We start from the raw sequence: 12,595 nt of genomic DNA on the forward strand, positions 1-12,595 counted from the left end.
TCATATCATTACAGTAAATCCTTAATAAAACTATTATTTAACATATCAATATTAAGCTCTTTATATAATGTATCTATGTTTTCTATAATCAATTCATCACTTAAACTTGAATAGTTAAATTTCAATAATCTTTTAATTACATCTTCAGGAAATCTATATTTTATTACTTTTCCTCCTGCATAAATAGCATATGGAGGTATATCTTTAGCGACCACAGAACCTGCAGCAACTATTGCTCCTTGACCAATAGTAACACCAGATAGTATTAAAGACCTTTCTCCAATCCAAACATCATCCTGTAAAATTATTTGTCCTTTTGTTAATGTATCTTCATTTAAACCACATACATACTTTTTGAAAGGAAATGTAGATAAGCCTGTGTATGAATGCTCCCCGCCTAAAAGAAATTTAACATCACCTGCTATTGAGCAGTAAGAACCTATAGTTAATTTTTCATTTGGATTACCATATGTTTTTACAAAAATCGGCCCATAAGTTTTTTTCCCTACCAATACTTTATCTATCGGGAAAAGGTTTTTTACTGTTGTATTATTATGGATATTCTTTTTTCTCCAACTTCTCTTAAATAATAGTAATTTCACAGAATTTGTTATTTTTTTAATTGCTAGTCTAATCATATTGTTCCCCTTCATTTAACTCATCAAAGATTTGGCACTAATGGTCTTCCTTATGATTTAAACGTTTTATAATAACATGATAAAAAGAAGCTATCTACTCGATGAAAATTATATGGTAATTGTTAAGTATTCCCCAGTCCATCCTTAGACCATAACCTCATTTGCGTTTGTTTTAAAAATACAATTAAATTTTTTCTATAATTACTATCGTTAATACATCTAGATAAATATAATAAAACTCTCACTAAATAAATTGGTAATATTTCGTAGTTTTTTGCATTTAAATAATTTTTGCAATAGTATATTTCACTATTTACTAGATGTATTAAGCTAAATGCTCCTATATGTTTTGAGCTAACTGCATGAAAATGGGTGACTACAGCCCTGGGTATATAAAATGTCTTTAGACCTGTAGAGGCGGCTCTTATACCAATTATTACTTCTTCTTCATACAAAAAGGTATTCTCATCAAAAGGAGTAATAAGTTCTGCAATTTTTTTGCTCATCATAAAACAACATCCGGATAATGCAAATACTTCTTGTTCTTCTTCAAATGATTTATCTAATCCATAATATTCTCTATATAAATTTTTATAATTAAATCTACGTAATTTTGTTCTAGCAAATAATTTTTCCTTTACACCTGTCTTTAAAAACATTCTTGATTTTTTATCAATTTCACCTGATATTTCTAAAACTTTGGGCCCAACGATACCAACATTATTATGTTTTATTAAATAATCCTTCAATTCTTTTATACTATTTCTGTGAAAAATAATATCGCTGTTAGATATTAATATGAATTCACATCCGTCTTGAATTGCCTGTTTAATCCCTATATTATTCCCTGCTGAATAACCTGAATTTACTGTATTCTTTATTATGTTAATGTTTTCATATTGATCGAACGTCTGTTTTAACATATCATAGGATTCATTTTTCGAATTATTATCTATAACATATACCTTATAGTTTTCTTTACAAGTATCAAAAATAGAATTTATACAATTAATTGTTTCTTTATATGCTAGATAATTTAAAATTACTATCCCGATCATAAAATTCCTCCTAGTAAGTCAATGTCTCTCTGCATATATTCTTTATTGTACTAATTTTCTTTTCAAGGTACTTACTAAAGCTAAGTAAATTACTAGAAAGTATTCAATAAAAGAAGTGTATAGTACTGGTTCTACAAAAGAAGAGATTCCTAAGGCAATAATTGAATAAAAGTATTTTTTTAATTCAGTTTCTTCCCTCGAGACTAACAATAAATCAGATAAAAAGAAATAATAGTATATAGCATAGAGTAAAATGCCTAATAAACCTATACTAAAGATAAGTTTTAATAATATATTGTGTATGAGCAAACCATCACTAAAAATACTTTTTTCTGTCCCCATTCCATTACCAATAAAAAATTTAATTATTCCATTATTAAAAATATAATTGATTATGTCGTTGTATTGATTTAATCTCGATAATATATTACTACTCTCAGAGTTAAACCTATCAAGTATTAAAGTAAAGAAAACAGTTTCTTTACCCACTATAAATAATGATATAACTACTAAACTAAACAATACAGAGGCTTTTAAGTTAAATCTCATTTTTCTTACTGACGTAATAAAGAATATTAATATTGTGATAATTAGAGATAAGATAGCAGATCTGGAATTTAATAAAAATAAGGAGGTTATCCCCAAAGTAGAAAATAAATAATAAATAATCTTTCTATTATTTAAAGCACTGATTAAAAAGGTAATAGTGAAAAATAACATTATCTGAGAAATATAATTACTACTCCCAAATGGCAATATGAAATAACTTTTGTACATATAAATAGTGTTTGTTGAATATAGATTATTAGATATTACTATTTTGTATATACCAAAAATTGCAAATAAGAAAAAGGTAAATTCAAAAGTATTAATGAACTTAAATATTTTCTTTTGGTTTAAATGCATAAGGAAATTATTTATGCTGTAATAAATTACAAATAGAAATAGATACGTTTTTACTCCCTCAAGTGCTCTTACAAAATCCTGTGTAATAAACAAAGTAACTGAATGGATAAAGATTAGAATGAATATAACAATTGTATATTTATCAACCAATGCCCTTTTAGTCACTATTAGATAATACATAGTTAAGACCAAAATTAAAATTTCTGTATAAAAAACAGGAATATTCAATCCTGACAATGGCAATAGTATGTTCCCAAAATAAAATGATATTCCCAGTAAAAATGCCATTATTAAATACATGTTTATTTCCTTTCACCAATAATTTAGTGATTGCTAGCCTTTTATTACGGTAAGTATTTTAATTGTTTTTAGTTTTTTTTATATTTAATTATTTAGAAGCTTGCAAATAAAAATTGTGTAGCCACTCTGTTGTGCTCTTAATATCGTAACCACTTGACAAAATCTGTTTATAGGTATTTTTTCTCTCATTTGTTTTATGGCTAATGGCAATGTTTACAATTTTATTAACCCACCGATCTTTCTTTTCTTTTAACGAGATTACTTCTACTAAATCTGTAATAAAAGCTTCTTTAGGTATCTTGTCTGATACAATACAACGTAATCCTGAAGCTTGGGCTTCAATTACTACTAAACCAAGTCCTTCATAAAACGAAGGGAAAACAAAGATATCCATTGTATGCAATAAATTATAAATTTCGGATTGTTTCCCTGTAAAAATAACATTATCTTGTAGTTCTAAGTCAACAACTTTTTTTTCTATTGATTCTCTAAGTTCCCCATCTCCTACCAAGAGTAAAACTGCATTCTCAAATTTTTCATGTACTGATTTAAATATGTCTAATAGAAACTCATGATTCTTTGGAATTGCAAATCTCCCAATATGACCAATTACAAATTTACCTTCAATCCCTAGCTCTCCTCTTATTTTCATATCAGTGTTTCTATCATAGAGGAATTTTTTAGCGTCTATTGAGTTATTTATTATAAAAAAATTATCTCTTCTACATGCCCTTTCTCCATATAACCAAATTCCTGCACTTTCAGAACATGCAAAAAGATAATCTGCAATAAAGCGGATAGGGTATTGAAATATATTTTTTACTATCGCAGAAGTACCGCTACCTGAAGATATACTATGACTGTGAGCTATTGTAGTTAATTCGAATTTTTTAGCGATTCTCAAATATATAGTTGCCGTACTTCTCATATGGCCATGAATTATTCTATATTCAGGATGTCTTCTGAAAAAAGCTCTCCAATAATCTTTGTAAGAAAAGTGATTTACACCTGAATATCTAGGAAAATTATAGATTTTCCCTCCTAACTCTCGTATTTCATCATCATAATCACATTTATCCTCTGTATGAATAATAAAATCAAATTGGATCTTCGAACGATCAACTTCACGATATATATTCATTATCATAGTTTCAGCACCGCCCCTATTTAGGCGCCCTAAAACATGTAATATACGTACTGGCTGTTCAATATCAGTAATATGTTCATTTTTTTGCATGAAAAACAACAATCCTTTTACATTTATTTAATTGTACTTTTTATTTCCTCAAAATAAGCATCTATTACTATTTGTCTATCAAATTCATTTATTACCTTTTTTCTACCCTCTAGCCCCATCTGCTTTTTACCATCATAGTTTAAATTTAAAAAGCTCTCGATTTTATTTATAAGGTCCTGAGTATTTTGTTGTTCTACAATGTAACCATTTACCTCGTTATCTATAATCTCTCTACATCCCGCTCTATTAGTTGTTATAATAGGACGACCACAAGCAGCACTTTCTAAAAGAACATTTGACATACCTTCCGGATAGTAAGTTGGATGGATTGTGCAATGAGAAATCTTATGAAATTCTCTAACATCATTTTGCATCCCATGATATTGTATAATTCCTTTATTCTGTAATTCTTTTAACCTTTCTTCGTAATCTTGTTCACAATAACCTAAAATATGAAAGATGGTGTTGGGATACTTGTTTCTAATATATTCTGCAGCTTCTAAAAATTGATCAATACCTTTTTCTTTCATTACTCTAGAAACAAATAAAAAATTTATAGATTTATTTGCTGGATAATCTAGCAAAGAATAATACTCAAGGTTAACACCAGATCCAGGTAACAACCTATAATTATCGCTAATAATTTTTTTATTAATAAAGAACTTCTCATTATCTTTATTCTGAAAAAATACACATTTAGATTTTTTCAGAGCTGCTTTATATAAAGATAATGTAATTTTTTGAAATACACCTTCATTTTCAACCGCTGTACCTAATCCAGTGATATTTGTAATATAAGGAACTTTACTCAATCTACAAGCCAAGCCACCATAAACATTAGGCTTAATAGTATATGTCAAAACTACATCAGGTTTTATTTTTTTTATAATTCTTAGATATTCCCTTAATAAATTCAAATCGGTAATTGGATTTGTTCCTCTTCTACTAATCGGCGTTTCAATTATATTACAACCTATTTCAGCAAGCTTAGGTATGAACTCTCCACTCGGCACCGAGGCATATACCTCATAAGTTTTAACTAACTCTTCAATTAACTCTTTTCTGAATTTATATAACCCTATATCATTATTGGCTAAAATTAAAATCCTTGCCATCTTTACTCCCCTTACTAGAACCAAACAGTCTCTAAATCATTTTTACTATACCAAGAGACTACACCTTCTGTTTATTTTGATTATTGTCCTCAACTATTAAATTTAATTCATTTAAAGACTGGATTGAATAATTTTCCTTAATATTTTTTAAATATAGACTATTTTTGTAAATACCATCTCTATGAATTCTTATTGTTCTAATAGGGTATACACAACTTATATAAAAGTCTTTTTCTGGATTATCACCGATATATACCATTTCATTAAATTCTACGTTCAATTTATCTTTCATTATTTCAAATGCTTTAGGATGCGGTTTCCAATACTGTTTTCCTAATTCATCAGTAACAATAATTTCATCAAAATATTTATTTGCTTTAACAGAATTTAACTTTTGTTGTTGAGCATTTGCATAACCATCTGTAATAACACCTGTTTTAATTTTTTTGCTATTTAACAATTCAAAACACGGTAATACATCATTGAAGAATTCTATATCTGGCAAATGATTACGGTACTCTTCAACGAGCTCTATTATATTTTTTTTAGTATACGATATCCCAAGAGTGTCAAGAAGTCTATTAAAAACATTCCTAGGACTGTCTTTAAATAGTTTCATTAACAATTCATATAACTCTATTGTATCTTTGTTATACCTATTACTTATTATCTGAGCAATATGTCGATAGCCACTTTTGATATATTCCTTCTCTGAAATTAGGGTATCATCTAAGTCAAATATAACTGCTTTTATCATTTCATTAGCTCCCTGTTCTCATCTAAACAAATGCTGCTATCAAATCTTAAGAATGTAAGGTTATCTTTATAATTTTCGTTATACTCTAGTTTTTCACCCATCAATAATCTAAACAGATTTTCACAAGAGTCTGCACCACTCATTATACTCATTGGTGCTCCTCCACCAAACCTAGGATTTATCTCAATATACTCTATGCCTTTGTTTGTCTTCATAAGTTGTACAGTTATATGCCCAATAGGCTTGAATACCTTCATTAACTTAGTAACATCATCAATAATCTCTCTGTCTCTAATTATCTTACCCTTAGAAATTTCACCACTACGGGTAGCTATCCTCAATCTTGGAACAATTGAAATAATATTACTATCAAAATCTAAAAAGACATCCACGGTGAACTCTTCACCTTCCATGAAGTCTTGAATTATAGGATCCTTAACAATATCTTTATAGATATTTAATTCACTAATGTTATTTACTTTAAACGTGTTTATACTTGAGCTTCCAGACTTAGGTTTTATAAACAACGGAAACTGTAGGTCACCATTTTCAATCTCTTCGTCTGTGTACATCTTAGGAATTCCAAAACTGTTCTCTTCTAAAAACTTTTGTGTATTGATTTTATCTCTACATACCTCAACAACTTCATAATTAGAGATTAGTACTTTTGCATTTGTTTTCTCCTCGATTATGCTTTTATTCTCTGCTAGTAGTAACAAGTCAGTATCAATAGTTGGAACTATTAAGGAAATGTTTTCTTGATTACAAGCATCAATAATTGCATCAATATAATTACGTTCAATAATAATGCGTGGTAACTTATAAGTTCTGTCTGCAAAATATAGTGCGGGAGCAGTATCCGAACAGTCCCCTGCTACGATATTGCTTTTCAAACCTAATTTTTTCGCTGCTTTTTGAAAACACTGAACCAGTTCTACACGTCTTCCAGCACTTAAAATTAATATGTTAATCTCATTCATTTATTATCCCCTACCTTACTACCTTTAAAGTACTCCATTGTTGCCGCTGTCTGTGAGTTAATACCCTCTCTTACAAATACCTTCTTGATAGTAGAAAAAATAATCTTCCAATCATTCATAAAACTCATATTATCTACATATTCTACATCGAGGTTAAACTTATCTTCCCAACTAATAGCATTCCTGCCACTAACCTGAGCTAAGCCAGATAAACCAGGCCTAACTTCATGACGTCTTTTTTGATGTTCATTATAAAGTGGAAGATACTGCTCCAATAATGGTCTTGGTCCTATAATGGACATATCTCCCTTTAGGATATTAAAAAGTTCCGGTAGTTCATCAAGCGATGTGGAACGCAAAAATCTTCCAAACTTCGTTAACCTTACACTGTCAGGAAGCAATTCTCCATTGTCATCTCTTTGATCAGTCATTGTTCTAAATTTATACATCATAAAAACCCGCTCATTAAGTCCTGGTCTTCTTTGTTTAAACAGCACAGGACTCCCTAACTTAACTCTCACAAGAATGGCTACTATTAATAGAACCGGGCTAAGCACTATAACCGCAATCAAAGAAAGTATAAAATCCATTGACCTTTTTAATAAGTTTTTATAGATTCCGCCTTTATACTTTTTCATTACTTCAACCACAACCCTTTTATAATCTTAACTACTCTTTCCAAATCCTCATCCGATATCTTGGTATCAGAAGGTAGACAGATACCATTCTCAAATAACTTTTCTGATACATCAGTACCAACAAAATCATACTTTTTAAAGAAAGGCTGCATATGCATCGGCTTCCACACTGGTCTTGATTCAATATTCTCTTTTTCAAGAGCCTCCATAATATCGATTGGCCTTACTTTCCCTGTCAAAGTCATCGAGCTTAACCAGTAGTTTGGTTCATTCCACTCATTACTTGGCATGAACTCAATACCCTCAAGTCCGCCAAGTTCTCTTTTATAAAACTCAAAAATATATCTCTTTTTTTCAACTCTCCGATCCAACACTTTAAGCTGCCCTCTACCAATCCCCGCAACCACATTGCTCATTCGATAATTAAACCCTAATTCACTATGTTGATAATGCCTCGCTTGATCTCGAGATTGAGTGGCCCAAAATCTTGCCTTAGCAATTCTTTCTTCATTATTAGAAACAAGCATCCCCCCACCAGATGTAGTTATAATCTTATTTCCATTAAATGAGAAGATGCCATAATCACCAAAAGTTCCAGTATGCTTACCTTTATAGTAAGTACCCAGTGACTCAGCAGCATCTTCAATAACCGCTACGTTATGTTTCTTACAAATCTCCATAATTTTGTCCATATCTGCTGACAAACCATATAGATGAACGACCAGTACTGCCTTTACTTCTGGATACTTTTCAAAAGCTTCTTCTAATGCTTTTGGGCTCATATTCCAAGTTTCATAATCACTATCGATAAATACAGGAATAGCATTTTGATAGATGATTGGATTTACAGTAGCAGAGAAAGTAAGTGTTGGACAGAATACAATATCCCCTTCTTCGACTCCTGCAGCTTTAAGAGCTAGATGAATAGCAGCTGTTCCTGAAGACAGTGCTGCAGCAGCTTTAGAACCAACCTTCTCAGCAAGTTCTCTTTCAAATCCATTTACGTTTTCACCAAGGGGGGCAATCCAGTTTGTATCAAAAGCCTCCTTAACATATCGCATTTCATAACCCTCATCACTCATATGTGGTGAAGAGAGGAATATTCTTTCTTTCACTTTTGTCGATTCCATTTTCTAGACTTCCTTCCCTAGTTAAGTTAATATTTTAGTAGATTAGGACTTATTTAGAAGATCTTCCTTCTAACCAACTACTAAACCACTAAAATTGTTATCTACTACTAATAGCCACCTCGTAATATCTATTCAATCTATAAGGCAAATACGAAATAGATATTTAGGTTTTTGTCACTTCTAACGGAGTTTCTTCCTATTATATAAACCATTCAATCAATCTATAATTCTCACTAAAAACGCCTCAAACCCTTATCCTGCAAGGTTTCCAACATCAAATCTATTTACGATAGTCAGTTCCCCTATCCCATTCAATCCTTATTCCATACCCATCCTAAAATTACAAGTTAAAGCTGAAACTGCTGTAAAAAAATTCCATACAATCTACTCTGTTCAGCCCCCAAACCTTTCATTCATAAAAAAGGAACACTCTCCTCTTCCTCATCATCCTGTTCACTATCATTATCACTTGGGTGAACACTACACTCTATCACCCCTTCAACATAAGTTATCTGACCATGAACTGGACATACTTCTTTATCTCCATACCCTTATATATATTGCTCAAATACTGTATCTGAATGTTCAATCTCATTAAGATCCAATTGAGCCTCATACATTCTTTCTACTTCTAACCTATTAACCTCACAAACATCACTCTCTGCTTTAGCAACAATTCCTCGAACAGAAAGAACAGCAATTAAACTAATAATCATCAATACTGAAAGTATTGAAATCACTTCAATTAAAATGAAACCACTCACATCACTTCTAATATCTTGTCTCTCAGTTGTAGGTCCCATGATGTAGCACCTCCAAACGATTCTTCATTTAAATCTAAATCCTAAACGTATTTAGTATAAATTATTTAAAAAACCGGGCATCCAACCCACCCTCACACCACACCAATGACAACTACCAGCATCTAAGGTCCATAACCCACAGCACAGCCGAGTGCCCCCATTGATAAAGGTAAAGAGACATCACCATAGTAGATTCATCCCTAACCAAGGAACAAATCTACCATCATATGTATATATCAACTAACTTATTCCTTATCTCACTACACTCCGCTCCAAAACAGAAGACAAATACTCCAACAAATCCCCTCTAAGCTCATCACGTCTCAATGCCATTTCAATCGTCGTCTGAATAAACCCTAACTTCTCCCCAACATCAAAGCGTGTCCCTTCAAAATCATAAGCAAACACCCTCTGAATCTCATTCAACCCCTGAATCGCATCTGTCAGCTGAATTTCTCCACCCGCACCCGTTTCTTGCTTCTCAAGAAACATAAAAATCTCAGGAGTCAAAATATATCTCCCCATAATCGCAAGATTAGAAGGAGCCGTACCTTGTTCTGGCTTTTCAACAAACTTACTTACTTGATACCTACGACCATTCTGAACCAATGGATCAATGATCCCATACCGATGCGTCTGTTCCGAAGGAACCGTCTGTACCCCAATCACCGAACCTAACGTCTCTTCATACTCATCCATCAACTGCTTCAAACACGGCTTTTCCGCTTGAACAATATCATCCCCAAGCAACACTGCAAACGGCTCATCTCCAATAAACTTTCTCGCACACCACACAGCATGTCCTAGTCCTCTTGGCTCTTTTTGACGAATATAGTGAATATCCACTTTCGAAGATTTTTGCACTTCATCTAATAACTCTAACTTCCCCTTTTCAATCAGGTTCTGTTCCAGTTCAAATGAATGATCAAAATGATCTTCAATTGCGCGTTTCCCCTTACCAGTGACAATAATAATATCTTCAATCCCGGACTCAATTGCTTCTTCAACAATATATTGAATCGTTGGTTTATCAACGATCGGTAACATTTCCTTTGGCATTGCCTTTGTTGCAGGTAAGAATCTTGTCCCAAGTCCTGCTGCTGGAATAATCGCTTTTCTTACTTTTTTCATCAAACATCCACCTCATAACCTATTTATACAGATACTTGATCTAACTCTCCTACAACAGCCTTTTTATTTGCATATCCCAATAAATACGCTCGAATGTCATCAATACTCATTGCTTCATACTGGTCGACCAAATCTTGAACCACATGATAATCAAATACTCTAGCCTTCCCAATATGAATCTTAGGAAATACTTGTTTTTCATGGATCTCATCTTCATCTAACAACTCTTCATACATCTTTTCTCCAGGACGAATTCCTGTGAAATGGATTCCCATTTCATCGACAGAGTAGCCTGAAAGCTTAATCAAGTTCTTCGCAAGATCAACAATTTTCACTGGTTCTCCCATATCCAAAACGAAAATCTCTCCACCTCTTGCAAGAGATCCTGCTTGGATGACTAAGCGCGATGCTTCTGGTATCGTCATAAAGTATCTAGTCATATCAGGATGCGTAACCGTTACGGGTCCACCTGCTTGAATTTGCTTTTTGAAAAGTGGAATAACACTCCCACGACTTCCTAATACATTTCCAAATCTCACCGCAGCAAATTTCGTCTTACTTGTTAATGCCAATGATTGAACAACCATTTCAGCAAATCGTTTTGATGCACCCATCACGTTGGGTGGGTTGACTGCTTTATCAGTAGACACTAATACAAACGACTCAACCGCAAATGTATCTGCTGCCTCTGCAACATTCTTTGTGCCAATCACATTGTTTTTCACCGCTTCTTTTGGGTTGTACTCCATTAACGGAACATGCTTATGTGCAGCTGCATGATAGATTACATGTGGTTTGAATGAACTCACTACTTCAAAAATACGATTTCGATCCTGAACATCTGCAATCACAGGGACAATTTCAAACTGGTCTTTATATGTATTCCGTAACTCCATATCAATCTGATAAATACTATTTTCACCATGGCCAAGTAATACAAGTGTCTTTGGCTGGAACGCTGAGATTTGTCTACAAATTTCAGACCCAATCGATCCACCTGCACCTGTCACAAGAACAACCTTATCTGTAATCGTCTCAGAGATTGTAATCATATCTAGTTCGATTGGTTCTCTTCCTAGTAGATCCTCTACCTCTACTTCACGAAGCTGGTTAACTGACACCTTCCCAAGCATTAAGTCTTCAAGCATTGGCATAATTTGCGTTTTTGCCTTTGTATTACGACATTCTGCATAGATCGCATTCAGTTCTTTTTTACTCATGGAGGGAATCGCAATAATGATATTTTCAATTTCTAGTTCTTTTACGACATCTTCTATTTTTTCAATGCCACCGATGACTGGAATCCCGAAGATTTGTAAGTGATGCTTTTTCACATCGTCATCAATGATGGCTACTGGGACAAGCTCTGAATCATGATATTTCACGAGCTGTCTCACAACCATTGATCCTGCTGCTCCCGCACCAATGATTAATGCACGCTTTTTTACTTCATTGTCTTTAATTAAAGAATCTCTAACAATTCTCCATGAAAATCGGGAACCACCAATGAAAATCATATGAACCATCCAAGTCACAAATAAGACTCGAAGATAAATATGTCCAAAGATAATCTGTTGAACAACAGACACACAGAGAATCGAGAACGTCACAGCTTTCAAGATAATAACTAATTCTCCAACACTCGCATACTCCCATGCTTTATGATACAGCTTATATATTGAAGCAAATAAGTGATGGAATACTAATAGATTAATTGAGCTGACCATAAGTAATGGATATGTAAAAATCCCTAAATATGGTTGAAACATAAAATAACTAAAATAAATGGCAGAAAGTACAATTATCGAATCAACTGCAATTAATAATCCCATCCTCATTTTATAAGTCATGGTTATCCCTCCTTTTCAAATTAACGCATTAAAGTATCTAGCTATATAGTCT

11 protein-coding genes are annotated in these 12,595 nt (G+C 32.5%); all 11 read right to left on the reverse strand.

Annotated elements, in window-relative coordinates:
* Positions 1-8 precede the first annotated feature (8 nt).
* Entirely contained in the window at positions 9-638 is a 630-nt protein-coding gene (locus tag BLQ56_RS24120) for a CatB-related O-acetyltransferase (protein WP_090856817.1), read from the reverse strand.
* Positions 639-760: 122 nt separating this feature from the next.
* Positions 761-1,696 (reverse strand): glycosyltransferase family 2 protein, encoded by a 936-nt coding sequence (locus BLQ56_RS16575; protein ID WP_090856820.1) that lies wholly within the window; start codon positions 1,694-1,696, stop codon positions 761-763.
* 1,294 nt (positions 1,697-2,990) lie between these two features.
* Positions 2,991-4,139 carry a glycosyltransferase family 1 protein gene (locus BLQ56_RS16585; RefSeq protein WP_090856826.1) on the reverse strand — a complete coding sequence of 383 codons (1,149 nt, stop codon included), beginning with the start codon at positions 4,137-4,139 and terminating at the stop codon, positions 2,991-2,993.
* A gap of 23 nt (positions 4,140-4,162) precedes the next feature.
* Positions 4,163-5,254: a glycosyltransferase family 4 protein gene (locus tag BLQ56_RS16590; RefSeq protein WP_090856829.1), complete on the reverse strand. Its 1,092-nt coding sequence runs from the start codon at positions 5,252-5,254 to the stop codon at positions 4,163-4,165.
* Between the two features lie 58 nt (positions 5,255-5,312).
* Positions 5,313-6,011: an HAD family hydrolase gene (locus BLQ56_RS16595; RefSeq protein ID WP_090856832.1), complete on the reverse strand. Its 699-nt coding sequence runs from the start codon at positions 6,009-6,011 to the stop codon at positions 5,313-5,315.
* Complete coding sequence (locus BLQ56_RS16600; protein WP_090856835.1) at positions 6,008-6,991, reverse strand: ATP-grasp domain-containing protein; 984 nt, start codon at positions 6,989-6,991, stop codon at positions 6,008-6,010. The genes BLQ56_RS16595 and BLQ56_RS16600 overlap by 4 nt, the downstream gene beginning before the upstream one ends.
* On the reverse strand, positions 6,988-7,629 hold the full coding sequence (locus tag BLQ56_RS16605) for a sugar transferase (RefSeq protein ID WP_090856838.1): 642 nt from the start codon (positions 7,627-7,629) through the stop codon (positions 6,988-6,990). Before BLQ56_RS16605 ends, BLQ56_RS16600 begins: the two co-directional genes overlap by 4 nt.
* Positions 7,629-8,744 (reverse strand): DegT/DnrJ/EryC1/StrS family aminotransferase, encoded by a 1,116-nt coding sequence (locus BLQ56_RS16610; RefSeq protein WP_090856946.1) that lies wholly within the window; start codon positions 8,742-8,744, stop codon positions 7,629-7,631. The genes BLQ56_RS16605 and BLQ56_RS16610 overlap by 1 nt, the downstream gene beginning before the upstream one ends.
* A 566-nt stretch (positions 8,745-9,310) precedes the next feature.
* Positions 9,311-9,562 (reverse strand): hypothetical protein, encoded by a 252-nt coding sequence (locus BLQ56_RS16615; RefSeq protein ID WP_090856841.1) that lies wholly within the window; start codon positions 9,560-9,562, stop codon positions 9,311-9,313.
* Between the two features lie 252 nt (positions 9,563-9,814).
* Positions 9,815-10,693 (reverse strand): UTP--glucose-1-phosphate uridylyltransferase GalU, encoded by an 879-nt coding sequence (gene galU, locus BLQ56_RS16620; protein ID WP_090856844.1) that lies wholly within the window; start codon positions 10,691-10,693, stop codon positions 9,815-9,817.
* Positions 10,694-10,716: 23 nt separating this feature from the next.
* Entirely contained in the window at positions 10,717-12,543 is a 1,827-nt protein-coding gene (locus tag BLQ56_RS16625; RefSeq protein ID WP_090856847.1) for a polysaccharide biosynthesis protein, read from the reverse strand.
* Positions 12,544-12,595: the final 52 nt, after the last annotated feature.

Origin of the sequence: Litchfieldia salsa, from assembly GCF_900104555.1 — a bacterium.
Lineage (GTDB): Bacteria > Bacillota > Bacilli > Bacillales > Bacillaceae_L > Litchfieldia > Litchfieldia salsa.

Coding starts and splice junctions, on each gene's coding strand:
- BLQ56_RS16575 (WP_090856820.1), bottom strand. CDS start 1,696: ATGATCGGGATAGTAATTTTAAATTATCTAGCATATAAAGAAACAATT.
- BLQ56_RS16615 (WP_090856841.1), bottom strand. CDS start 9,562: ATGGGACCTACAACTGAGAGACAAGATATTAGAAGTGATGTGAGTGGT.
- BLQ56_RS16600 (WP_090856835.1), bottom strand. CDS start 6,991: ATGAATGAGATTAACATATTAATTTTAAGTGCTGGAAGACGTGTAGAA.
- BLQ56_RS16585 (WP_090856826.1), bottom strand. CDS start 4,139: ATGCAAAAAAATGAACATATTACTGATATTGAACAGCCAGTACGTATA.
- BLQ56_RS16605 (WP_090856838.1), bottom strand. CDS start 7,629: ATGAAAAAGTATAAAGGCGGAATCTATAAAAACTTATTAAAAAGGTCA.
- BLQ56_RS16595 (WP_090856832.1), bottom strand. CDS start 6,011: ATGATAAAAGCAGTTATATTTGACTTAGATGATACCCTAATTTCAGAG.
- galU (WP_090856844.1), bottom strand. CDS start 10,693: ATGAAAAAAGTAAGAAAAGCGATTATTCCAGCAGCAGGACTTGGGACA.
- BLQ56_RS16590 (WP_090856829.1), bottom strand. CDS start 5,254: ATGGCAAGGATTTTAATTTTAGCCAATAATGATATAGGGTTATATAAA.
- BLQ56_RS24120 (WP_090856817.1), bottom strand. CDS start 638: ATGATTAGACTAGCAATTAAAAAAATAACAAATTCTGTGAAATTACTA.
- BLQ56_RS16625 (WP_090856847.1), bottom strand. CDS start 12,543: ATGACTTATAAAATGAGGATGGGATTATTAATTGCAGTTGATTCGATA.